The sequence below is a fragment of the Lentilactobacillus farraginis DSM 18382 = JCM 14108 genome (assembly GCF_000583655.1).
GTDB lineage: Bacteria > Bacillota > Bacilli > Lactobacillales > Lactobacillaceae > Lentilactobacillus > Lentilactobacillus farraginis.
This window is the reverse complement of the sequence record NZ_BAKI01000010.1, coordinates 42794-67136: the sequence shown is the minus strand read 5'-3', so window position 1 is coordinate 67136 and position 24343 is coordinate 42794. Positions and strand designations below refer to the sequence as shown.

The 24343-nt window shown below is 42.9% G+C and carries 18 protein-coding genes and 4 pseudogenes; 2 read left to right on the top strand and 20 right to left on the bottom strand.

Annotation, left to right across the window (positions count from 1 at the left end; translation table 11 throughout):
• Window positions 1-425: 425 nt before the first annotated feature.
• The 13 genes and pseudogenes from lysS to pth all read right to left on the bottom strand — a co-directional run bounded on the left by lysS (window position 426) and on the right by pth (window position 15587).
• Window positions 426-1930, bottom strand: a pseudogene (gene lysS, locus JCM14108_RS05625) (lysine--tRNA ligase).
• A gap of 56 nt (window positions 1931-1986) precedes the next feature.
• Entirely contained in the window at window positions 1987-2994 is a 1008-nt protein-coding gene (gene dusB, locus JCM14108_RS05620) for a tRNA dihydrouridine synthase DusB (RefSeq protein ID WP_035179079.1), read from the bottom strand.
• A gap of 128 nt (window positions 2995-3122) precedes the next feature.
• Window positions 3123-4025: an Hsp33 family molecular chaperone HslO gene (hslO, locus tag JCM14108_RS05615; RefSeq protein WP_035179078.1), complete on the bottom strand. Its 903-nt coding sequence runs from the start codon at window positions 4023-4025 to the stop codon at window positions 3123-3125.
• A 74-nt stretch (window positions 4026-4099) separates the two neighbouring features.
• Window positions 4100-6247, bottom strand: a complete 2148-nt coding sequence (gene ftsH, locus JCM14108_RS05610; protein WP_035179075.1) for an ATP-dependent zinc metalloprotease FtsH — start codon at window positions 6245-6247, stop codon at window positions 4100-4102.
• Window positions 6248-6317: 70 nt separating this feature from the next.
• A complete protein-coding gene (hpt, locus tag JCM14108_RS05605; RefSeq protein WP_035179073.1) occupies window positions 6318-6860 on the bottom strand; it encodes a hypoxanthine phosphoribosyltransferase in 543 nt (180 codons plus the stop codon).
• The gene (gene tilS, locus JCM14108_RS05600; RefSeq protein ID WP_035179072.1) at window positions 6853-8259 is read right to left on the bottom strand and encodes a tRNA lysidine(34) synthetase TilS; all 1407 of its coding nucleotides are present in this window, start codon (window positions 8257-8259) and stop codon (window positions 6853-6855) included. Before tilS ends, hpt begins: the two co-directional genes overlap by 8 nt.
• Before the next feature lie 122 nt (window positions 8260-8381).
• Window positions 8382-8887, bottom strand: a pseudogene (locus JCM14108_RS05595) (S1 domain-containing RNA-binding protein).
• A 236-nt stretch (window positions 8888-9123) separates the two neighbouring features.
• Window positions 9124-9531, bottom strand: a complete 408-nt coding sequence (locus tag JCM14108_RS05590; RefSeq protein ID WP_035179070.1) for an FtsB family cell division protein — start codon at window positions 9529-9531, stop codon at window positions 9124-9126.
• 95 nt (window positions 9532-9626) lie between these two features.
• A pseudogene (locus JCM14108_RS05585) lies at window positions 9627-9898 on the bottom strand (RNA-binding S4 domain-containing protein).
• 24 nt (window positions 9899-9922) lie between these two features.
• The gene (locus tag JCM14108_RS15155) at window positions 9923-10531 is read right to left on the bottom strand and encodes a polysaccharide biosynthesis C-terminal domain-containing protein (protein WP_237745727.1); all 609 of its coding nucleotides are present in this window, start codon (window positions 10529-10531) and stop codon (window positions 9923-9925) included.
• On the bottom strand, window positions 10498-11487 hold the full coding sequence (locus JCM14108_RS15150; protein WP_237745726.1) for a polysaccharide biosynthesis protein: 990 nt from the start codon (window positions 11485-11487) through the stop codon (window positions 10498-10500). The genes JCM14108_RS15155 and JCM14108_RS15150 overlap by 34 nt, the downstream gene beginning before the upstream one ends.
• Complete coding sequence (gene mfd, locus JCM14108_RS05575) at window positions 11477-15010, bottom strand: transcription-repair coupling factor (RefSeq protein ID WP_304607834.1); 3534 nt, start codon at window positions 15008-15010, stop codon at window positions 11477-11479. The genes JCM14108_RS15150 and mfd overlap by 11 nt, the downstream gene beginning before the upstream one ends.
• 16 nt (window positions 15011-15026) lie before the next feature.
• A complete protein-coding gene (pth, locus tag JCM14108_RS05570; protein WP_035179068.1) occupies window positions 15027-15587 on the bottom strand; it encodes an aminoacyl-tRNA hydrolase in 561 nt (186 codons plus the stop codon).
• A gap of 331 nt (window positions 15588-15918) precedes the next feature.
• On the opposite strand from pth, the gene JCM14108_RS05565 reads away from it, so the two are divergent.
• Both JCM14108_RS05565 and cbpA read left to right on the top strand, forming a co-directional pair.
• Window positions 15919-16875: an L-lactate dehydrogenase gene (locus JCM14108_RS05565; protein ID WP_035179065.1), complete on the top strand. Its 957-nt coding sequence runs from the start codon at window positions 15919-15921 to the stop codon at window positions 16873-16875.
• A 274-nt stretch (window positions 16876-17149) separates the two neighbouring features.
• The gene (gene cbpA, locus JCM14108_RS05560) at window positions 17150-17794 is read left to right on the top strand and encodes a cyclic di-AMP binding protein CbpA (RefSeq protein WP_035179063.1); all 645 of its coding nucleotides are present in this window, start codon (window positions 17150-17152) and stop codon (window positions 17792-17794) included.
• Between the two features lie 235 nt (window positions 17795-18029).
• Here the strand turns inward: cbpA and JCM14108_RS05555 are convergent, their stop codons facing one another.
• From JCM14108_RS05555 to JCM14108_RS05525, 7 genes and pseudogenes are all read right to left on the bottom strand, one after another.
• A complete protein-coding gene (locus tag JCM14108_RS05555; RefSeq protein ID WP_035179062.1) occupies window positions 18030-18407 on the bottom strand; it encodes a type II toxin-antitoxin system PemK/MazF family toxin in 378 nt (125 codons plus the stop codon).
• 166 nt (window positions 18408-18573) lie between these two features.
• Window positions 18574-18711, bottom strand: coding sequence for a RepB family protein (locus JCM14108_RS15145; RefSeq protein ID WP_235807111.1), 138 nt, complete (start codon window positions 18709-18711; stop codon window positions 18574-18576).
• Between the two features lie 72 nt (window positions 18712-18783).
• Window positions 18784-19908 (bottom strand): alanine racemase, encoded by a 1125-nt coding sequence (gene alr / locus JCM14108_RS05545; RefSeq protein ID WP_035179059.1) that lies wholly within the window; start codon window positions 19906-19908, stop codon window positions 18784-18786.
• A gap of 11 nt (window positions 19909-19919) precedes the next feature.
• Complete coding sequence (gene acpS / locus JCM14108_RS05540) at window positions 19920-20273, bottom strand: holo-ACP synthase (protein ID WP_035179057.1); 354 nt, start codon at window positions 20271-20273, stop codon at window positions 19920-19922.
• A 126-nt stretch (window positions 20274-20399) separates the two neighbouring features.
• The gene (gene cshA, locus JCM14108_RS05535) at window positions 20400-21902 is read right to left on the bottom strand and encodes a degradosome RNA helicase CshA (protein WP_035179056.1); all 1503 of its coding nucleotides are present in this window, start codon (window positions 21900-21902) and stop codon (window positions 20400-20402) included.
• A gap of 199 nt (window positions 21903-22101) precedes the next feature.
• Window positions 22102-23484, bottom strand: coding sequence for a UDP-N-acetylmuramoyl-tripeptide--D-alanyl-D-alanine ligase (locus tag JCM14108_RS05530; protein ID WP_035179054.1), 1383 nt, complete (start codon window positions 23482-23484; stop codon window positions 22102-22104).
• A gap of 56 nt (window positions 23485-23540) precedes the next feature.
• Window positions 23541-24307: pseudogene (locus JCM14108_RS05525) on the bottom strand (hypothetical protein).
• Between the last annotated feature and the right edge of the window lie 36 nt (window positions 24308-24343).

Sequence of the window (24343 nt, the reverse complement as noted above, 5' to 3'; positions counted from 1 at the left end):
AAGTTGTCAGCGGCAATCCCTCGCTTTTGACAACTATTTAATATTACCACACTGCTTTTGCGATGTCAACAACTTTTTTCAATCAACTAAATGGCTGAAAATCAAAACTTGGTAACTCACTGAAGCAGCATAGATAAATATACCGGATAACGCCGCATTCGTCAACCCCTATGCTTAAAAAAACTACTGAAATATTTTTGCTAAAACAACGCAACGATTGTTCAGAGAAATCATTTTTTTAAAATGCGAACGAATTAAATAAGTAGCCTGAATTATGTTCGTTAAAGAAGTGGTATATACGCTATTGCCCATCATTCTATTTACTTAAATTCGGTTTTAACAATCTTACCTTAACGATTAAAACAAAGCAAAAAAGCTTCGAAAAACTTGTTAAAAACAAATCTTTCAAAGCTCCATCGCTTAAACTATTCTTTTTCAGAATTATCTTCTGGTCGCATAGTTGGGAAAAGAAGGACATCTCTAATAGACGGTGCATCTGTTAACAGCATAACCAACCGATCAATCCCGATGCCAAGACCACCTGTTGGCGGCATACCATATTCAAGGGCTTCGATATAGTCTTCATCAATCCCCTCGGCTTCGTCATTACCTTCCTGGCGTTCTTTGACCTGGGCTTCAAATCGCTGCCGTTGGTCAATTGGATCGTTTAGTTCGGTAAATGCATTGGCAAACTCATTGGTTAAAATATACAATTCAAATCGGTCGGTAAACCGGGGATCATCAGCATTCTTTTTAGCCAGTGGTGAAATTTCAACCGGATGGCCATAGATAAAGGTCGGCTGTTCCAATTTTGGCTGAACGAGCTCTTCAAAAAAGGCGTTAATAATATGGCCGGTCTTCCACCATGTTTCATAATGAATATGGTGTTCGTCCGCCAACTTTTTGGCGTCGTCATCGCTCATTGGTTTCCAGAAATCAATTCCGGTGTACTCTTTGATTGCATCCACCATATGCTGGCGTTTAAACGGCTTATCAAGGTCGATTATATGTCCCTGATAGGTAATCATCCGTCACTGCTTACAGTCTTTGCAGCAGCCTTAAAAATGCCTTCAGTTTCATCCATCACATCATGAAAGTCATAGTAAGCAACGTATGATTCCAACATTGTAAATTCCGGATTGTGCCGAGTATCCATACCTTCGTTTCGGAAAACCCGGCCAATTTCGTAAACGCGTTCCATACCGCCGACAATCAATCGTTTTAAATGCAGCTCCAGTGCAATTCGCAGGTAGAGATCAATATTCAAGGCATTATGATGGGTAATAAACGGTCGGGCATTGGCACCACCGGCTTGATTATGCAGAACCGGCGTTTCAACTTCCAGATAGCCGTGGCCATCCAAATAATTTCGAATCGCTGTAATAATATGGCTGCGCTTATGGAACCGATCAAAACTATCCTGATTTGAAATCAAATCAAGATAACGCTGCCGATACCTCTGCTCCTTATCTTGAAGTCCATGCCATTTATCCGGCAACGGGCGGAGTGCTTTTGAAAGAAAGGTAACAGATTCCGCACGAACCGTTAATTCACCCATATCGGTTTTGATAATCTGCCCGGAAATTCCCAAATGATCGCCAATATCGGAACGTTTAAAAATATGATAGACGTCCTCACCAACGATATCTTTTCGAACGTAAATTTGAATCTTACCGGTTCGATCCTTCAAATCAGCAAAACCAACTTTACCTTTACCACGTTTTGCCATCATCCTACCGGCGATCACAACTTTCTTATCCATTTCCATCAAGTCGTCTTTGTCGGTATCGTCAAATTCTTCGTGAAGCTGTGAAGCTAAATATGTTCGCTCAAATCGATGTCCAAAAGGGTCGATTCCTTCCTTACGCAATTCGTCCATCTTTTGCCGACGAACAATCATCTGATCATTCATTTCTTTATCTTTGGCCAATGTCAAACCTCCTACGATAATAAACTATTAATAATGATAACACAAAACCATCTTGATTATTGAACCATTCGGTGCCGGTTTGCCTCTCTCTGGGCATTCTTTTCCAAGAATTCATCAAAAATATCGTCCATTGCCTGCTCGCCATCAGCGTTTACCAAAGCAACCTTTGTGCGGGCTGAATGGGAAATTCCTTTCAAATAGTATCCAGCCTGACCCCTGAATTCATGGGAGCCGACATGATCACCCTTCAACGCAACCAATCGATGTAAATGCTCTTTTGCAGTTGAAATTTTTTCCTCAGGTGTTGGTTCCGGTAGGATCTCACCGGTTTTCAAATAGTGTTCAACTTGTTTAAGAACCCATGGATTGCCTTCAACTGCCCGACCCATCATCACTGCATCGGCACCGACATCTTCAAGCATCTTTTTGGCATCTTGAGGCGTTTTGACATCCCCATTACCCATAAACGGAATATGAAGCTGACTGGCAACTTCCTTAAGAATATCCCAATTGGCATGGCCCATGTACATCTGCTTTCGTGTCCGTCCATGCATTGCAAGCGCCGCGGCACCGGCCTTTTCTGCAGCCAGTGCATTTTCAACTGCGTAAATATGGTCCTCGTCCCAACCGGTTCTCATTTTGACCGTTACCGGCTTTTTAACGGCATCAGTCACATAAGAAACCATCTCATAAACTTTCTTGGGATCAAGCAGCCAACGGGCGCCCGCATCGGTTTTAACTACCTTATTAACTGGGCAACCCATATTGATATCGATAATATCGGCTGCTGTGTGTTGATCGACAAACTTGGCAGCCTCAACAAGCGTTTCTTTCGTACCGCCAAAAATTTGGATGCTCATTGGATGTTCCTTGGGATCAACAAACATCATATCTAGTGTTTTTTTATTTTTATACATAATGCCGCGATCCGAAATCATTTCGCAAACCACCAGGCCGGCACCAAATTCTTTACAAATAATTCTAAATGCCGAATTGGTTACACCAGCCATGGGGGCAACGACTACTTGATTGGGAATCGTTACATCGCCAATTTTCCATTCCATAAAAATCACCTCAAAATCAATTCTCAATTCTTCGCAAAAGTCCGATAGCTATATTATCACATCTGAAAATAAATGGATAGCGCTTGTCGGCAACACCACTTCACGTGACCAATATAAAAATATTTTTTCTATTTGGATGAGGCCTTTTTCTGCTTGGCAGCAGCGATGATTGCCCTTAGTTCTTCTTCATTATACCGGTATTTTGACTGGCAGAAGTTGCAGGTAACACTGACACCCCGATCTTCTTTCAACATCGTTTCAAGCTGGTCAACCGAGATGCCGGCAAGGTCCTGGGCGAATTTTTGCTTGGAACAATTGCAATAAAATTCAACCGGCATTTTATCCAAAAAATGTAAATTGTTCTTTCCAAAGATCAACTCAAGCATCTCTTCCGGCGTTTGGTGATCCAACAGCAATTCAGAAATCATTGGCATTTCTTTAATCCGATTAATCACTTTCGTAATCGCGTCATCACTAGCACCTGGTAGCGTTTGAATCAAGTAGCCACCGGCAGCACCAATTGAATTATCATCATTTACGAATACTGAAACGCCAACCGCCGAAGGAATCTGTTCGGATTGCGCCAAATAGAAGGTAAAATCATCCCCAATTTCGCCTGATGCAAGCGGCACACTACTGGTATAAGGATCCTCATTGGCTGATACTCGAGTAACCTCAAGAAAACCATTAACACCAACCGCTTTGCTGACGTCAATTTTATGCTTTTTATTTAACGGGAGATGAACATGTGGATTTTGAATATAGCCTTTAACATGTCCCTTTGAGTCACTGTCGACAACAATCCCACCAACTGGTCCCTGCCCATTGATTTTAACGGTAATTGCTTCACCGCTCTTATCCACAGAGGCAGCCAACATTAGTGAGCCAATTAGGGTCCGCCCCAAAGCCGCCGATGAAGCACTCCAAGTGTCATGGTCTTTTTGAGCCGTTGAAATAGTTTCTTTGGCGTCAACGGCATACGCTCGAAACATACCGTCCGTTGTTGTTGCTTTTACTAGATAATCTTTCATTAATTAATCTCCCCGTTCATAACAAAAACGAGTTTAGAGGTTTCATCACCCTAAACTCATTTCCGTTAAATAATCTAATTACTGTCATCATGATGATCATTTTGGTTAGGTTGATCATCGGTTTTCTTTTCACTGGTGGAATCATCGTCCGGCTTTTTGACATTTTCAGATGAATCCGCTGAATGCTTATCCTTGGATTGATCATCAGTGTCTTGGCCTTCGTGCTGTTTCTCCAGTTGGGCCTGACGTTCAGCTTCCTTACGTTCCAGTTCCCGTTTAGCTTCTTCAAAAGTTGCGGCCCGTTCACTTGGAAATTCGTTTGTCTTTGAACTTTCAGGCATCTTCCCATTCTTCCACAAAGAAAGAATCTGTTTTTCATCAAGTGTTTCGTACTTAAGCAATGCTTGTGCAATCAGCTTATGCTTGTCACGATGTTCCTCGATGATCTTCTTAGCTGTTTCATGCGCTTCATTGGTTAATCGACGAACTTCTTCATCGACTGCAGCGGCAGTTTCCTGTGAATAACGCGGTCCATAAGTATCCTGAGCTGGATTTTCCAACTGCACATTACCAAGCCGTTCACTCATGCCGTATTGGGTAACCATCGCCCGAGCAATGTTGGTTGCCTGCTCAAAGTCGTTCGAAGCACCGGATGATTGTGAATGGAAAACAATCTCTTCGGCAGCTCGGCCACCCATTAAACCAGCAATTTGTTCCATTGCGTCCCGTTTAGACATCAACTGTTGATCTTCACGCGGCAGCATAATTGCATAACCACCGGCACGACCACGGGGCACGATTGTTACTTTGTGGACTACCCGAGCATCGTTAAGTACCAACCCAACAACGGTATGACCGGCTTCGTGGTAAGCCACGGTTTCGCGTTCTTCTTTGGAAATGACCCGATTTCGCTTGGCAGGACCGGCAATTACCCGGTCTTCGGCTTCATCAATATCACTGGCGTCAATTTCGGTCTTGTTGCGCCGGGCAGCCAGTAATGCTGCTTCGTTCAACAGGTTGGCCAAGTCAGCACCCACAAAACCAGGGGTTTGTTTGGCGATTTCGTGCAAGTCGACATCATTGGCAAACGGCTTATTCTTGGAGTGAACCTTCAAAATAGCTTCACGACCATTAATATCAGGCCGGCCAACCAAAATCTTTCGGTCAAAACGTCCAGGACGGGTTAAAGCTGGATCCAATACATCTGCCCGGTTGGTAGCGGCAATTACGATCACACCTTCATTGCCGCTAAAACCATCCATTTCAACCAATAATTGATTCAACGTCTGTTCACGTTCATCGTGGCCACCGCCCATACCGGCACCACGTCGACGACCAACGGCATCAATTTCATCGATAAAGATGATGGCCGGTGCTGCTTTCTTGGCTTGATCAAACAAGTCCCGAACACGACTGGCACCAACACCAACAAACATTTCAACAAAATCCGATCCGGAAATTGAATAGAATGGAACGCCCGCTTCACCAGCGACCGCCTTTGCAAGCAAAGTCTTACCGGTACCAGGAGGGCCCTCCAATAAAACACCATGCGGAATGGTGGCCCCCAAGGTGGTGAATTTACGTGGATCTTTCAGAAACTCAACCACTTCAACAAGTTCCTGCTTTTCCTCTTCTTCACCGGCAACATCTGAGAAACGTACCTTATTTTGCTTACTGTCGGCTGGCTTAGCCTTGGATTTGCCAAAGTTCATCACTCTGCCATTTCCGCCGCCTTGACCGCCAGCTCGGCCCATCATCATATAAAAGAACCATACAAATAGTAACAGCGGTAGTACGTAAACCAGTAAGTTTACCCAAAAACCGCTTGACTCTTCAGGCTTTGCATTCATCTTAATATTATTCGACTGCGCGGCCTTGGTGATTTCAGCAATTGAGGAGTTATTCTCAAGAACGGTTGTTGTGAACTTAGTAACATTCTTAGACTGGCTTTGATTGCCGCCAACCAAGAAGTTGCTGTTCACCTTAGCCCTTTGGCCCTGCCTGTATTCACCGGTTACTTTGTAAACACCGCCTGAAGGCTGAATTGAAAAGCTTTTTACTTTGTCACTCTTCAAGTCCTTCACAAATTGGCTCGATTGGACTTCCTGAGATTGTGTGTTTGAACTACTTCCATTGAAAAAGTAGATGACACCCATTATCAGTAAGAATATGACAATGTAAAATAGACTATTTTTAAAAAGCCCATTTTTATTTGAGTTCATCAACGTCCTCCTCAAAAAAATTATTCATGTTGATAGTCAAAATACTACCACAATTGACTATTTTTGACCATTAATTGTTTGTATAAATCTCTGGTTTTAAGACACCAATGTAAGGCAGATTCCGATACTTTTCATCGTAATCAAGCCCATATCCGACGACAAATTCATTAGGAACTTTGAAGCCGACAAAATCAGAGTCGGCTCTCACTTGCCTGCCAGCAGGTTTATCAAGCAATGTACATACCTTAATCGAACGCGCACCCCGCTTGGTTAAGTTATCCATCAAAAACTTCAATGTCCGTCCCGTATCGACAATGTCTTCGACAATTAAAACATCCCGCCCCGAAACATCTGTTGAAATATCAGTGATCAGGTCAACCGTTCCTGAAGATTGCGTCGTTCCATGATAACTTGATACATCAATAAAATCAATTTCCATGTAAGTATCGGCTTGGCGAACGATATCCGACATGAAAAAAGTAGCCCCTTTTAATACCCCAATAACAACCGGCACCTTATCGGCATAGACTTTCTGAATCTGCTTGCCAAGCCTTTGACAGGCCTGGTTAATCTGCTCGGTACTATAAAGAATTTTTAAGATGTCGTTATTCATTGTTAGTTCCTTTTCTTTCTGAAGTTAATTGCGATCCGGATTCTGCCAAGTACAGCCTTTGTCCGCTGTCACCAGGTAAAGCCGCACTTTTCAGGCCGATTACCGCGAGGATTTTGTCTCGAGACGTCACCAGAAGATTGGCATTTAAACGCTGGCCCTTCGGCACTTTTAAATCAATCATAACCCGACTGATTTTTTGGTGGCCGCCATTTTTCAATCTGAGCCGGTCGCCGGGCTGCCACCGCCGAATCGACAGTGGCAGTTGGCTATCGGTTAAATGAAAAACTGTCACCTTCTCAGCTTCGGAAGGCCGCGTTGTGAAAACGCCAAACTTTAATCCGTCATCCAACAAATACCATCGGTCTAATATTACCATAAATTGACGACTGATTTTAGGTTTTGTAACAGGTTTGTCGACTTTTTTTACAATTGAAAGTCGTTGATAGCTTTTAATAAACTGCCAATTGTTTGACAGTTGCAGTTGTCCCTGCGGTTTTGCCGGGTTTGCCAGCAATCGCAGGAGTTGTTTAAATTGGGGCAGCGCTACGTTGCAAATTGCTAATTTTACTTCAATCAGATATTTCAGGACCGCCATTTGAAGCGGTTTCGAATAAGTGGTCAACCGGGTTCCGTTTAAAACGATTTCCCGATTAGCTGTAAACGACACTACCAGCTGTTCGGCAATTGGCGTGATTAATTCCCGATTGGCTGCCGTCAGCATCTCCAGTTGCTTGGAATAATCACCAAAGTGTGTCAGAATCCTCGCGTTTTCGCGCTTAAGATCCGCCAGATAACGGTATCGGAACCGATTTCGCTCAATCGTCAAATCCTGATTGGTTTGGTCTTCAAACCAATGAAGCTGTTTAGAAGCGGCAAACCGTCGAATATCACGCTTACTGAAAGCCAGCATCGGCCGAATCAGCCTGCCAAAGGCTGTTTGGCGCTGCTGTTGAATACCAATCAATGATTCAATCTGACCGCCCCGAACCAGCTTCATCAACATTGTTTCAGCCAAATCATCACTATGATGAGCCGTTAACAACACGGTTGCCCGGTTAGCCTTCAAAACCGACCGGAAAAATCGATATCGAAACTCTCGGGCAGCCGCCTCAATGCCATGGCTGGGATGGCTGGTACGCTTCCAAACAGTTTGTGCCAGCTGCAAATGATGATCACGGCAATACCGTTGAATAAAAGCCGTTTCCAATCGGCTCTGATCACGGAGTTGATGATCAACGTATGCAACAATAATTTGAGGTCGTTTTTTAGGCAGGTGCTGCAATAACTCAAGCAGTGTCATCGAGTCGACACCGGTAGAAACTGCGACGACGACCGGTTGTCCAGTCTGCCACCAATCATGGCGATTAATTATTTGATTAAATCTCTGCTGCAGATCCACTAAAATAAACGATTCCTTTCCAATGGCTAAAAATAGTAATTAAGACATACCACAAAAAAACCAGACCAAAACCATTTTTGGTTCCGTTCCAGTTTTTAAATTATTATAAATCACTTATTTGCTTAACTTCGACGACCGCCGCGACCGCCGCGTTTCCCTTCGGTATTTTTCCGCAGGGTTGCCAGTCGATCTTCACTTTGTTTAAGAAAGCCTGACATTAAATCATCAAACTCTCGGGATGATTGCCGGAATGGCTCCCCCGATTGTTGGCATGATTATTTCTGGCATGATGACCGCGATTTTCGTGATAGTCATGATTATTTTCCCGTTCATGATTATTATGATGGCCATAATTTTCATGACTTGATTCGTGACTTTCCCCATGGCCGGCTGAATCTTTGGCTTTTCGAATTGACAGACTGATCTTATTATTTCCTTCAACTTTCAAAACCTTGACGGTTACTTCATCGCCAACCTTTAAAACATCATGGATATCTTTAACAAATCCGTCAGAAACTTCGCTGATATGAACTAATCCCGTTCGATGATCACCTAAATCAATAAATGCACCAAAATTTGTAATTCCGGAAACTTTACCATTAACTTTTTCCCCAACTTCAATTGCCATTAAAAAAATTGTTCCTCCTATTAGTTCTAAGTACAACTAGTATAGCATATAAAAATTTGTATCGGGAAACAAATTAAAAATTAATGAAGATTGCCTTCATTCTGTTTGTCCCCCATCGATACAAGTAAACCACAACTTTGCTTTTGAAGCGAGAATTTTAACGTAAAAAAAAGGCCACCAAGTCAGTCTTATATGGATCTGCCCAGTTGCCCCGAATCGACTAAAGTATCTTAAAATTACTCATTCCCATTATTAACGTCTTTAGGCGCCTTGTTGGGAAAACTATAGACCGTCTCACCAGGTTTGGTGTAGTAGTAACGATCGCGAATTAATTGTTCAACGTAGTCTTTATCATTTAGCTGAGAAACCTGAGCGGTTAGCCGCTTATGCTCAGCCCGCTCTTTTTTCACCTTTTGTTTTTGCTTTGAAATTTGAACATTAACAGCAGCATAATTGACCTTTGCCCGGATAATCTGAGCTGTAAAAATCAACGCAAAAATCATAAAGACAGAAATAATAATCAAAGCCCGTTTCTTTCGACGGCGACGCACTGAAATGGAAGCTTTCGTTGTCTGAAACTCAAGCTCACGCCGTCGGGTATAGTTGTTTTCTAATTTTCTGATTTTCTGCTGTTGTTGGGCCATGTTCAATCCCCCTGAATTAAAACACTTTCTAATGATAAATTATAACAATAAAAGCGCGTTTGTCCATACAATTCAAGGGTTCTTAATAATTTTATTTATTCGTTTCTGTAATCGTGTTCATAATCTTCAGAAACAATTTCATACATTTTCTGGGCGTCATCTTTTTTGGTAGTATCCAAAAGCGCTTTTACCAAGACTGTCAGCGTCTTATTGCCGAATTTAATAACAACTTTATCATTGGTACTAACGTCTGAAGAGGATTTGGCAACGCGACCATTAATCGTAATTCGACCTTGTCGGCAATTTCCTTGGCAACTGAACGCCGTTTGATAATTCTGGAAACTTTTAAAAATTTATCGATTCTCATTTTTTCACCCGTTACTTTCTTTAATTATTTCATTACTCTGAGTAATTTACTAATCAATGGTACCGCAAACCATTCCCGAAGTGTAAATACCCGCAATCGTTTACACCCATAGAGAAAGATTCCGGCACCAAGTGGCACGCCGATCATCACGATCAGCAGTGCCTGCAAGCGGCCATTTTCAACAATCAGCCAGTCCCCGATGATTGTGGCAGCCAATCCGACACCTGTCATCATCACCACTAGGACAACAACCAATTTTATTAATTGCCGCCCGTCTGTCAAACCGGCCAAAGACCGGCTGGCGGCCGTCCTCATTAACAGTACCATCACTGCAAGACTCATAAGTGTCGCAACACTGGCACCAATAATGCCCAAAGAAGCAACCAGCCATTTGTTGACAATAATCTTAACACCGAAGCCGCAAAGAATAGCGGCCATTGTTGGTCCGTATTGCCCGCGTGCCTGAAGAACCATATTATCCGTTAAAATCACGGTTGTTAGGACGATACTGAAACAATAAACGGCAATCGTCAGGTTTAAACCGGCCGTTGAAAAAAGCAGTTGATTAATTTGGGGCATTAAAACAAACAAGCCGGCACTCATTGCCAATGATAATGCCAGGTTGACCCGCATAGTGTCCGTGCCAAATGATCAAAAGTTGTTTCGTGAGATCTGGCATGGGCCAACGACAAGTTTGGCAGGACAGCGGTTGTCGAGGCAATTGTCACCACCATCCCCAATTGAACCAATGTCTGGGAACGGTCATAAATGCCCTTTATGTTTTGGGCTGTCGAAAATGATAGTCCAAAGTCCCGCAATCCTGAAACTACTGAAAACGAATCCACTAATTGCAGCAGCAGCATTACCGCAGAAACCAGGCAAAGGGTCCCACCTTCAAACAAAATTCTCGAAAGCAGCCGCGTGTATACCTGCCGATGACTGGACTTGGGCAAACGTGTCCGGCAAAGACTGACATAAAGAACCAGTAAGGCACACACCCCGGCAATCGGCGCGGAAAACATGGCCAACGTTCCGATTTGATAAGGATTCGCAAAGTGATGGACTGCCCAAGCAGCCGAAACCAGAATGAAAGTTACCCGAACAACCTGTTCAATGACCTGCGAATAAGCGGTTGGCCGCATATTCATCCTGCCTTGAAAATAGCCGCGCCAAGTTGCCAAAAAAGGTCCCAATAAAAACATCCAGCTAACTGCTTTAATTACCGGTGCCAAGCGCACATCGCTCATCGCGGCTGCAATCCAGGTTGCCCCAAACTGTAATCCCAAAAAGAAGGTCACCGACAGAATCGTTACTAATAATTGAATTCGATAAATTACGGCCATTTGATCCCGGGGGTCCTTAATATCAACAACCAGCTTGGAAATAAATAGGGGCAGACCGTTTAACGCAACCGTCATCCCGATACCATAAATCGGATAAATCTGCTGATACACATAAAAGCCAACGTTACCCACCATGTTTTGAAACGGCACCCGATAAACGGCGCTTAAAAACTTGGCGATAAATGCCGCGGCCGTTAGTAGAAACGTCCCCGCCAGAATCTGCTTTCGACGAGAATTACTTGTCATTTGAAGTTACCTTACGACTTTCGTGTTTTTTCCTGGTAAGCGCTAAAGCACGGTTAAACGCAATGATTTGGTCCAACCAGTCCTTCATATTGGGCTGAACGGTTAAAATCACCTGATATTTTTTGTCGGCATTGTTGATTGTGGCCCTAAACTTTGTTTGAGCGATGGCTGCCAGTAAATCTTTACTGCCGAAGGTATCACTGGCCTGCTTGGCAAAGGTTAACGTAACTCTCGGTCCATCCTGATGAATTTTTTCAACCATTGCCAAGTCCGAGTACATCTTCATCTCGGTAATCTTTAACAGGTTGGCAACCGGTTGGTTATAATCTCCAAACCGGTCAAGCAAATCGTCAGTTACCTCATCAAGTTGGTCCTTATTTCCTACTTGACGAATCCGCTTGTAAATCTCAATTTTTTGTTGATTATCCTGAATATAATCACTCGGCAGATAGGCTTCAAGATCAAGTTCAATCGTGGTATCCGTTTTAAAGGCCACGTTTTTGCCACGCTTCTTTGAGACAGCATCGGCCAGCATTTGGGTATATAAATCATAACCCACCGAATCAACAAAGCCGGACTGTTGTTTACCCAAAAGATTACCGGCGCCCCGAATCGAAAGGTCCCGCATCGCGATTTTAAAACCGGAACCCAGTTCCGTAAAATCACGAATCGCTTCCAAGCGTTTCTCACCTACTTCAGTCAGCACCTTATTTGGCTGATACATGAAATAAGCATAAGCTACCCGGCTGCTGCGGCCAATCCGCCCTCTCAGCTGATAAAGCTGTGAGAGACCCATATGGTCGGCATTTTCCACAAACAACGTGTTAACGTTTGGAATATCGACGCCGGTTTCAATAATTGTTGTTGTCACCAATACATCGTATTCACCGTTAACAAAGTCATATAGAATATCTTCCATTTGGTTTTCTGTCATCTGACCGTGAATATAAGCAATTCGGGCATCCGGCACCAAAGCACTTAATTGTTCAACCGTCTTTTCAATATCGGCAACCCGATTATGCAGATAAAAGACCTGCCCGCCACGAGCCATTTCCCGTTCAATTGCTTCCCGAATTGTCCCGGCATTTTGTTCAAGCACATAAGTCTGAATTGGATACCGGTTGGCAGGCGGTGTTTCGATTACCGATAAATCCCGAACTCCCATCATTGACATGTTCAGTGTTCTGGGAATCGGCGTGGCCGTCAACGTTAAAACGTCAACATCGGTCCGCATCTCTTTAATTCGTTCCTTGTGTTTAACGCCAAATCGCTGTTCTTCATCAATAATTAATAGTCCCAAATTATTAAATTTAACGTCTTTTGACAGTAACCGATGGGTGCCGACAACGATATCAACCGTCCCGTTCTTCAATCCAGCCAACGTTTCGCGGATTTGCGCGGCTGTTTGGAATCTGGAAAGTACGCGAACTTCAATTGGATAATCGTTAAAACGCTCCAGCATTGTTTCATAATGCTGCTGCGCCAAAATGGTTGTCGGAACCAAAAACGCAACCTGTTTGCCAACTTCCACCGCTTTAAACGCGGCCCGAAGCGCAACTTCCGTTTTCCCATAACCAACGTCACCAACCAACAAGCGGTCCATCGGTTTAGCCGTTTCCATATCATGTTTGATTTCGTCCGCACTTCGCAGCTGATCAGGGGTTTCGGTATACGGAAAACGGGCTTCAAACTCGTTTTGAAGAGAATCATCGGGCGGATAGGCATACCCTTTTTCAGCATCCCGCTTAGCGTAAAGCGCGATCAAATCATCGGCGATATCCTCAATTTTAGCAGCAACTTTTCGTTTGGTTTTCTGCCAATCGCTTCCACCCAATTTATTAATTCTGGGTTTCTTATCTTCGGAGGAAACATACTTTTGGATCATATTTAACTGGGTAACCGGAATAAACAGTTTGGCAGAGTCCTGATAGGCAATGGTCAGATAATCCTGATGTTTACCATCAACCGTCATCGTCTTCATACCCTCGTAGCGGCCAATTCCGTGGTTAACATGAACCACATAATCCCCGGGTTTTAAATCCGTATAACTTTTAATCCGTTCAGCGTTGTTAAACGTTGTCTGGCGAGGCCGTTTTTTAACAATTGTGCCAAACATTTCTTTTTCGGTAATCACCACCAAATCGGCAGCCGGCAATTCAAACCCGTTTTCAAGGTTGCCATGAACCAATTGAACCTGCCGGGTTAAAATCGTTGACGGGTCGGTTTGAACAGCCGCAATTTCGAAATCCGCCAAAGTTTGAGCAACTTTCTGCATGCGGTTTTGGTCCTGAACCAAAATCACGACCGTCTGGTTTTGTTTTTGCCAACGGCCAATTTCCGTTCGCAGCATCGGCATTTGCGAGAAGAATTGCTGCATTGGCCGAACGGTAATATTAATCACACTGTCCAGGCGCATTCGCCCGAGTCCCTTTTGAAAAAGTGATAGGATCAAAGTTGCCCGCTGGTTCTTTTTGAAAATGGTTTTAAAATCATTAGTGTAGTCGGTGGCCTTCAATAACTCATGATTTTTAATCTTATCCGTCAACCAAACACTGTCGTCGCTTTCAAGTTGACGCTGCGATTCGGTAATCCGCGAATAATCGTCAAAAACCACCAGCCCAGCTGAAGATAAATAATCAAGCAATGAATAAGCCCGATCGTAAAACAGGTTGGCGAACAGTAACCACCTTGGATCATTCAAACCATTTTTAAGATCCATCAGCTGGGGCTCAATTGTATTCGTCAGTTTTTTGGCAGTCTGGTCATCCAAATCGGCTTTTTCAGCGGCCAGCTGTTTCTTAAGGTTTTCAACAGCACTTTGCCGCTGTTCATCATTAATCAATAAATCGGTGGCCGGTAAAACCTGAACGGATTTAATAGTCCCGGTGCTTCGTTGATTTGAAACATCAAAGACCCTCATCGAATCAACTTCCGTATCAAAGAAATCAATTCGAACCGGATCCTGACTATTTAAGGGGAAAATATCCAGAATCGAACCCCGAATTGAAAAATCGCCGGGAGCCGCAACCATCTTTTGAAATGTGTACCCCATTTGATGCAGCTTCAGTTTTAGTTTTTCCAAATCATATTCCGAATCCATGTCGATCGTTAATTTAGCCTCGGCAAACTGATCGGGTGAAGGCAGTAATCGTTTTAATCCGGAGACTGAGGTAACCACAACTGCCGGCTCGCCACTAAGCAGCTTATTCATTGCCAACACCCGTTGAGCCTTATACTCCGGCGAGCTTGTCGCCAACTCGGCAGCTCCCATTTCCTCAACCGGAAATTCAAAGATCTGGTCATCAGGCAACAGATTACTAAAATCACTGACCAGTTGATCAGCATGAAAAAGGGTGTCGACTACCATAATTACCGGCCGATTAGTTTTTTTAAGCAGATTATTAATCAATAATGTCCGCGCCGAGCCGCCAATACCAGTGATCAATTGCCGACTGTTGGTTTTAAGATGTGATTCAATTTGCTTAAATTGAGGTATTTCGGAAAGTAGTTGATCCAATTGCAATTTTATCGTCCTCTCACTAATTGTAACGATTCTCCAATTCAGGAATCGTAACCCCGGCCAACCAATCTTCAAGCGCATTTACCGCGTTGTCAGCAGCAATTTTAAATTCTGGTAACTGGTCCTTCGAAAACCGCCCCAAAACATAGTTGACGACGGTATTATTTTTATCCGGATGCGCAATGCCTACTCGAATCCTGGAAAAGTGTTCCGTTCCTAAATTGCTGATTAAACTTTTAATGCCATTATGACCGCCCGCAGATCCCTTGTCTTTAATCCGGATTTTCCCAATTGGCAGATCCATGTCGTCGTGAACGACAATCACGTTTTCGGCTGATATATCAAAATAATCCATTAACGGTTTAACCGCAATCCCTGAATCATTCATGAACGTTGTCGGTTCAACAACCAACACTTTTTCGTTATTTACAAAGGCTGTCCCGATTTTGGCATTCATTTTTCGGGTTCTAATCGCCAAACCATGCTTTTGGGCAAAACTTTCAACAACCATAAACCCCGTATTGTGACGGGTGCCATCATATTGAGGGCCAATATTTCCCAAGCCAACAATCATTTTCATCTTTTTAAATTATCCTCACATTCTTGCAACACAAAAGGCTGAACCAAGTAGTTCAGCGGCTGTGATTGTTAGATTATAAATTATCAAGTTGCGTCATATCAACATCAAGCTTGTAAGTTAGATTATAGCATAGTTGGCCAAACATGCCGAAAGTTGGCAGGAATCAATTAAATAATCTGAATCAGCCAAATTGGTCTAGATACCAATTGAGCAATCCGAAGACGCCCTCACAGCATATGCTCATCCCTTCTAATCAAATTATTATGATGCGATTTGTGAAAATCAAAACGACCCTGTGGTATAATTTATACAGATAAAAAAAGATTGGGAGATGATTATTTTGACTCTAAAACGTCAAAAAGTAGCATTAATCGGTGACGGCGCGGTAGGTTCTTCATACGCCTTTGCAATGATGCAACAGGGACTTGGCGAAGAATTCGTTATCGTTGATGTTGTTAAGGAACGAACCGTTGGTGACGCCTTGGATCTTGAAGATGCTCAAGTATTTACATCACCAAAGCACGTTTATTCCGGTGACTATAAGGACTGCCAAGATGCTGACTTAGCTATCATTACGGCTGGCGCACCTCAAAAGCCGGGTGAAACCCGTCTGGATCTGGTTAACAAAAACCTAAAGATCATGAAGGCCATTATCACCCCATTAGTTGATTCCGGCTTTAAGGGAATCATCGTTGTCGCAGCCAACCCAGTTGATATCTTAACTTACGCTGCCCAGAAATTCTCAGGCTTCCCAAAGGACCGGGTTTTCGGCAGTGGGACATCTTTGGATTCCGCCCGTTTGAGAGTTGCATTGGGTAAGAAATTAAACCTTAACCCACAATCAATTGATGCCTATATTTTAGGTGAACACGGCGATTCTGAGTTTGCAGCTTATTCAGCTGCCCGGGTTGGCGGCGAACCATTCCTGGATGTTGCTAAACGAGCCGGCCTGTCAGATGATGATTTGGCAACCATTGAAGATCAGGTCCGTCACAAGGCATACGAAATTATTAATCGCAAAGGGGCAACTTTCTACGGTGTTGCAACCTGCTTAATGAGAATTTCTCGGGCTATCTTACACGATGAAAATACGATTTTGCCTGTCGGTGCGCCAATGAACGGTGAATACGGCTTAAACGATGTTTACATCGGCAGCCCAGCCGTTGTCAATGGTTCCGGTATCGCAAAAGTGATCGAAGTCCCACTTAACGACAAAGAAAAAGCCGCAATGAAAGCTTCTGCCGAAACGCTTCAAAAGACCACTAAAGACGGCATGGATCAACTTTAATGAATCATCTAAACAGATCAAAATTATTTTGACTGAAAAGTCCGGACAAAGAATTTTGCCCGGATTTTTTATTGGGCACAGCACATGAAACGTTCAACCAAATAATTATTAAAACGTTGAAAACCAGCAACCAATTTCAACACGTCTTCGATAATCATTAACAAAATATTATTTTGATTAACAATTCATGAGAAATTATCATTTTTATTTGTACTGTTCTGAATGCCGCTATGGTATTATGAACATATACAGCTTAAAGTTGGAGGAATTAGAAATGCTATTAAAAACACTTGTTAAGCCCAAGGAACGTCTGGTGACAGTTAAAGAAGACGCGACGCTTGAAGAAGCGCTTCAAATCCTTGAGGATTCCGGCTATCGATGTGTCCCGATTCTTGATGAAACCGGGACAATTTTCCGGGGCAACATTTATAAAATGCACATCTATCGTCATAAATCACGAGGTGGCGATATGTCCTTACCCGTTACAACACTTCTAAAAAACGCGACCAAATTCGTTAATGTTAACTCAGCGTTCTTTCAAGTGTTCTTCTCGATTAAGGATCTGCCGTATATTGCGGTCCTTGACGCCCAAAATCGATTCTATGGTATTTTAACCCATACCCGGCTGCTGGACATGCTGTCACAATCATGGAACGTCAATATCGGCAGCTACGTCCTAACCGTTGTTTCCAGTGGCGAACGTGGTGACCTCGAAGAAATTGCTAAAATTATCACTAAATATACCAACATCGCAAGTGTTATCTCATTGGATGCCCAGGAAGGCGAATTAGTTCACCGAATCATGTTTACCTTACCTGCAGACGTTGATGAGGACCGTTTAAACCGAATTATTGCCGCCTTGGAACGAAAAGAATTTCGAGTTCCGGAAGTTGAAAATCTCAAAGAAGAAAACAAGTAAGTTTGATAATTTACTACGTAAAAAAGCCGGTGCGTCCAAATACGCGCCGACTTTTTTAATACTTATTTTTTGCCCGTTTCAAATAAACTTGTTAAGGTTATTATTAATACTAAACCAAAAGTGATTGAATCATCGGTTTTACCGGCATCACACCCGATACCCGCTTCACGTTTCCGCATTTTCCCCTAGTTACATTCGATAAAAAATTGAACATCACTATATGTATTCTGGTCTCTCACGCGTTTTTGCCTAATCCCAAACTAATTCGAACCGCTTTATCAACTTTAGCCATTGTTGAATTGTTCAAATGGGTAACTTTATCCTTTAATCGCTGCTTGTCAATTGTTCTAATCTGCTCCAATAAGATAACCGAGTCCCGTTCGATCCCATTGCTGGCCGAGATGCCAACATGGGTGGGCATCTTGGGTTTTGAAATTCTTGCGGTTATGGCAGCGACAATAACTGTTGGACTATAATGATTACCGATGTCGTTTTGAATAATTAACACCGGCCTCATGCCACCCTGTTCAGAACCGACAACGGGTGATAGATCAGCGTAGAAAATGTCTCCACGTTTAAAAATAACGTCAGTCACCCTCACACCTCCCATCATCGCATCGTTTAATTTTCACTAATAAAAATTTCGTAATCTTCGCCGATACTGTGCCAGATGAATATCCGCATCCTCTTCACAACACGAAAAATCGTGACTAATCTCTCGATTTAAATTCGCCATTTCACAATAACCCTTCATCAAACCACTAATTAATTTAGGATCATCAAAAAAAATAGTTGATCGCAATTTCAACTGCCGCACTTTCCGAAACACCAACAGTCGTACAGAACTGATCCAACCTGTCTGCAACCCGATCGTTGATCATAACTGAAAATTGCTTGTGATTAGTTGCTTTTTTCATCGTAATGTCCCCTATTTTCCAAGATTACTTTACCTTCTAATATAACATGAAAGTTTCAATAAAGCAGTAGCATCAGACATATTTTCTCTGAAGTCGTTCACTAAAGCCACAAATAACCTCGTAATTAATTGTTTCCAGTTGATCGGCAATATCATCAACCGTAATTTGATTTGAACCGGATTGACCAATGATCGTCACAATTGTATCAACCGGGTAACGCTTCGGCAGCCTAATCATAAACTGATCCATGCAGACCCGGCCAACAACTGGGCAGAAATGACCGTCCACCAATACTGAAAAGCCCTGCATTTTTCTTGGAAAACCATCCGCATAACCAACCGGTACTGTGCCAATCCATTCATCATCTTTTGCTTGGTAAGTAGCGCCATACCCAATTGAACGGCCCTTTTGAATCTTCTTAACATGAATCAAGCCGGCCTCAAACCGCATAGCCGGAAACAAGGGATAAGGCGTCTCGGTAATTTCTCGGCCGGAAGGATTCAAACCATAAGTCGCAATACCATAACGGACCATATTGGCACCACAGACCTGATGCCACATACTCGTTGCGGTATTTGCAACGTGGACGTACTTTGGCCGCTGCTTAACCACCGCCATCATTTTTTGAAAGTTTTCATACTGATAGTTAAAGTAAGTGTCATCTTTACTATCTGCTGTTGAAAAATGCGTAAACAATCCTTCAAATTCAAACACCTTGTCAAAGCGGGTTAGGGTACTAATCGCCTGCTTTAATTCGGCCGGTTTTTGAAAGCCGATTCTCCCCATTCCGGTATCCATTGCTAAATGAATTGCCAGCTTGGCCTGACTGGGTTGTTGCGCCAAAATTGCTGCAACAGTTGTTAGCCACTCGTCTGAGGTAACTGTTAGTGAGATACGCTGATCCCGCGCAATTGCGGCAGCTGCAGGTTCTGTAATTCCCAAAACCAGAATTGGTTCGGTAAAGCCGGCATGGCGAAGTGCCAGCCCCTCTTCCAGTAAAGCAACACAAAATCCCTTGGCACCGGCTTTCTCAGCCATCCTGGCAACTTGAATTGCACCGTGACCATAGCCGTCTGCTTTGACAACCACAAAAAGGTCCGTTCCGGCCTGCGTCTTTTCAACGGCATTCCTGACATTATTAAAAATTGCTTCCTGATTGATGATTAATCTTGCGTTTCGCAAATTTCCAACAGTCATCTTTAACCCTCTTATCTTTCTAGAATAACTTCAGTCATGACAATCTCATCAGTATGCGAGATTGAAACAAACGCTTTTCCATCAAATGGATGGGCTAATACCACCGGCTTACCCTTTGCATCGTCAATAATCGTTAAGTCATGAAAACGGACAGCTGAGCCCAGTCCAGACCCGAACGCTTTTGAATACGATTCCTTGGCAGAAAATCGACCGGCAATATATTCAATCTTTCGTTTTTCAGAAAATCCGGCAATCTGCTCTATTTCTGCTGCCGTTAATATTCGAGCAACAAAGTGAGCGTTATGGGTAACAGCTGCCTTAATCCGATAAATGTCTGTAATATCAATTCCTAATCCGGCAATCATAAATAATTTCCTCACAAACTAGTTAGCAAAGTCACAATTAATAATACCATATTTTTCTATGTAAGTAACAAAAGCCGGAACAAATTGCTCCGACCTTTGCCATCATCGCTTAATGACCCAAGCGACCTATTTATTTTTAATCGTAAAACGGCGTTTACTGCTTGAATGATGATCATCTTTCCGATTGCGATCCCGACTGCCGCCATTACCACGACGATTTCGGTTTCTTGAAGAACCGCGATTATCATTCCGATGGTTATTCCAATGACCTCCGCCGCGATGATTATTATTTCGACGACCACTACCATGATGTCGTCTTGACAATGGTCGTTCCGGTGTGATTTTAACCTTAACATAATCTCTGGTAACATCATTAAGCAGGGCTGCAACCAAATCAGTTGCTTCGTACTCGTCCAGAAGTTTGTCAGCCATTTTTTCATACTTTTCGGTATTGGTGCGTTTGATCAATTCACCAATATCAGATTCAGCACTGTTTAATTGCCCAACAAAGGCTTCCTGTTCTGTAGGCGGCTTCAGTGGCAGCATCCGCACCTTAGTTAATTTTTCAATTTCATGAAGATAATCCATTTCATTTGGCGTTGTAAACGTGATGGAAACACCATGCTTACCGGCCCGGCCTGTCCGGCCAACCCGATGGACATAACTATCGGGATCCTGAGGAATATCATAATTGTACACATGAGTAACACCAGAAATATCGATTCCTCGAGCAGCAACATCGGTTGCCACTAAGATATCAACTTTTCCGCGCTTAAATTCATTCATGATCTGAGTCCGTCGAGCCTGGGTCAAATCACCATGCAAGCCGGCAGCGTTGTAACCCCGGGCTTCAAGACCTTTGGAGACTTCATCAACCCGCCGCTTGGTCCGGCAGAATACAATCGTTACTTCCGGGTCCTGAACATCAAAGAACCGCGTCATCGTATCAAACTTTTCGTATTCCTTTACCCGAACGTAATACTGGTCAATCAAGTCCGTTGTAAGTTCCTTAGCCTTGATCTTAACCTGTTTTGGATCTTTCATGAACTGAACACCGACCCGCTTAATTTGCGGGGGCATCGTTGCTGAAAAAAGCAAAGTCTGTCGATCAGACGGCACTTGTTTGATAATTGACTCGATATCATCCAAAAAGCCCATGTTTAGCATTTCGTCAGCTTCATCAAGCACCAGTGTTTTAACGTGATCCAGCTTCAATGTATGACGACTGATATGGTCCAGAATTCTTCCCGGAGTTCCAACAATAATCTGGGGATGGTTCTTTAAAGCGTTGATTTGACGCCGAATATCAGCGCCACCATACACAACCTGAACCTTGGCTTTTTCATCTTTTCCAAGTCGATAAACTTCTTCTTGGGTTTGGATAGCCAGTTCACGAGTTGGTGAAATAATCAATGCCTGAACGTTTGGATTGTCAAAATCCAAATGCTGCAAAATCGGCAGTGCAAACGCTGCAGTTTTTCCCGTTCCGGTTTGTGCCTGGCCAATAACGTCTTCTCCATTAAGAACCATTGGGATTGTTTCAGCCTGAATGGGCGTTGCTTCTTCAAAGCCGCTCTTTGAGATCGCTGAAAGTAAGCTGTCCGATAGTCCTAATTCACTAAACTTCAAATATGTTTCCTCCTAAATTGGAACAATAACAGTTCCGTAATTAACTGAAAAAAGTCCGTTTTTCGTACCGCGTTAATTACTTGACTAGATTTCTATAAATTAACGTAACTTCTTTTTTAAAATACATCTACTTTTCAAAAAGTAACTTATTAAGTTTACATCGTTTACATAAATTACGCAAGCCTAATCAACTTTTTCATTAAGCTGTTAATTTCGCGACAATCTTCTCAAGATGTATCCCATGGCTTGCCTTTAACATCACCTCGTCATTCGGCTGAAGGTCCCGCTTCAAATCCTCACTCAGCTGCTGTAGTTGATCGGCCTGATAATAATGGAGATTTTCCGGTGCAAAAAACGGTTTCAACTTCTCGTACAACGCCTGCATATCCTTACCGATCAGGTAAACAGCCGCAATTGCATTTGAATCAATATCCGCAGCCAGCGATGCATGCATTTGCGGCGATTGATTACCCAATTCCAGCATATCACCCAAAACAACAATTCTTCGCCCTACGACAGGCGTTTGACTAAAGGCCGTTAACACTTCCCTGGCAGCCGTTGGATTTGAATTATAAACGTCACTGAGAATTTTTTCACCCTTTGTGCCGGTTAACCATTCGGTCCGATTTTTAGTTAAATCAAAATGGGCCAATTTTTGCGTTATTTCAATTTCGGGAATTCGAAACAGCTTACCAACTGCGATTGCCGCCAAGGCATTATTGACATTATAATCACCCATCATTGGAATCGTTATTTTTTTATCCGGCCATAAATTAACCTCAAACGACGTCCTGAACTGACCGTCACTTGTGCTGACCGCGTACACATCATTGGTCTGATTTCTGCCAAACGTCATTTTGGCGAAATCGAGTGATTCGGCCCGCTCCCGCAGCAGTGGCTCATCCCCATCATAGATGAAATAGCCATCCGCTTTTAGACCATGGGTAATTTCCATTTTGGCATCGGCAATTTTATCACGGGTGCCAAAAAACTCAATATGCGCTTCGCCAATCATCGTAATAACAGCGACATCCGGTGAAACTAACTTGGAAAGAAAATCCAACTGTCCCGGGCGGTCCATTCCCATCTCGACTACCAAAAAGTCAGTATTGGACTCCATCTGTAAAATCGTATAGGGAACGCCGATCTCATTATTAAAATTATCATGAGTCTTGGTAACGTTGAATTCATCATCTAAAACCGATGCAATCATATCTTTGGTTGTCGTCTTGCCATTGCTCCCCGTTATTGCAATCACCCGGGGATTAATCTTGGTTAGATAATACCGGCTTAATTTTTGAAAGGCCTGCAGTGGATCATCAACAACCAGTGCAGGAATAGAAACCGGCAGCCGGTCTATATGGTCACGGCCCCATAGCGTTGCCCTTGCGCCCCCCTTAACAGCATTCTCAATAAAATCATGGCCGTCATGATCACCCTGCAGTGGAATAAAAAGCTGACCGGGTGTCAGCTTTCGCGTATCAAAACATACGCCGTTCACTTCAGTTTGTAAAACTTCATCACTTTGATCTTCAAGGCTGGCATTAATTGCTTTGACAATTTCGCCAATCGTCATTTTCATTTTTAGCGCTCCAATGTAAGAATATAATTAAATCCATTATAACAAAAAACAGCAGACTAAACATCCGCTGCCTGATCCTGCCATTGCAGTTGCCATTGTGAACGCTGAAGATCATAGGTTAAATCACCGATATAATCGGTATTGTTGGTGATAGCCTGGTTTTCAAAATGATTGAAACCTGATCCGGGTTCTTTAAAACTCTGAGGGGAATATGGTAAACCCGGTTTTTCTCGCGTAAATCCCCAAAAGTAATAAACAAACCATCATTTGCCTGGGTAATCAGCTTAATCAAAATCGAATTATCCACGTCTTTAATTGCCAACGGCCGCAAGAAAACCCGCAGTGTGTTATGAACTTCTCTCAAATGACGCTTAACCGCAATTTCCAAAACATGATTAAAATCCGAAAAGCGACGGTAATAAGAGCGGGTCGTGTCGTTTTCCAAGTCAAGATAAATATAGTGATTCAGTAGTTTGGAAGAAAACGGCCTTCCCATCGGCGTCCCCATATGACCCAGATACAACAGTTCGGCAATTTCAAACGGAGACAAGCTGTTAACATTGTCCTCATTGTTGAAATCAATGAACTTTTTGGGTTTAAGAGAAGCTCTTAAAAGATAACGACGAATTTCTCCCGCCCCATTGATCAGGTTAAATCTCGAATGGGAATTATAACCGTTGGCAGCATCGACATCATCGTTAAGTAAAATAATATTGTCCGGAAGTTCATCAAGACCGTTAACATAATCAGCTGCTGTAATCCCCGAAGACAAAATCATGTTTGAAATTGGATTTGTATTAATAAATATGAAATTTCCCTTCATCGTTCATTTCTCCATTTTAGCTTTTCAATTTCATTG

Coding starts and splice junctions, on each gene's coding strand:
- JCM14108_RS05555 (WP_035179062.1), bottom strand. CDS start 18,407: ATGATGGGAGGTGTGAGGGTGACTGACGTTATTTTTAAACGTGGAGAC.
- pth (WP_035179068.1), bottom strand. CDS start 15,587: ATGAAAATGATTGTTGGCTTGGGAAATATTGGCCCTCAATATGATGGC.
- ftsH (WP_035179075.1), bottom strand. CDS start 6,247: ATGAACTCAAATAAAAATGGGCTTTTTAAAAATAGTCTATTTTACATT.
- JCM14108_RS05590 (WP_035179070.1), bottom strand. CDS start 9,531: ATGGCCCAACAACAGCAGAAAATCAGAAAATTAGAAAACAACTATACC.
- cbpA (WP_035179063.1), top strand. CDS start 17,150: ATGCTATTAAAAACACTTGTTAAGCCCAAGGAACGTCTGGTGACAGTT.
- hslO (WP_035179078.1), bottom strand. CDS start 4,025: ATGAAAGATTATCTAGTAAAAGCAACAACAACGGACGGTATGTTTCGA.
- JCM14108_RS15145 (WP_235807111.1), bottom strand. CDS start 18,711: ATGAAAAAAGCAACTAATCACAAGCAATTTTCAGTTATGATCAACGAT.
- dusB (WP_035179079.1), bottom strand. CDS start 2,994: ATGGAATGGAAAATTGGCGATGTAACGATTCCCAATCAAGTAGTCGTT.
- JCM14108_RS05530 (WP_035179054.1), bottom strand. CDS start 23,484: ATGAAAATGACGATTGGCGAAATTGTCAAAGCAATTAATGCCAGCCTT.
- alr (WP_035179059.1), bottom strand. CDS start 19,908: ATGACTGTTGGAAATTTGCGAAACGCAAGATTAATCATCAATCAGGAA.
- hpt (WP_035179073.1), bottom strand. CDS start 6,860: ATGAATAACGACATCTTAAAAATTCTTTATAGTACCGAGCAGATTAAC.
- JCM14108_RS15155 (WP_237745727.1), bottom strand. CDS start 10,531: ATGCGGGTCAACCTGGCATTATCATTGGCAATGAGTGCCGGCTTGTTT.
- acpS (WP_035179057.1), bottom strand. CDS start 20,273: ATGATTGCCGGATTAGGAATTGATATTACAGACATTTATCGGATTAAG.
- JCM14108_RS15150 (WP_237745726.1), bottom strand. CDS start 11,487: ATGACAAGTAATTCTCGTCGAAAGCAGATTCTGGCGGGGACGTTTCTA.
- JCM14108_RS05565 (WP_035179065.1), top strand. CDS start 15,919: ATGATTATTTTGACTCTAAAACGTCAAAAAGTAGCATTAATCGGTGAC.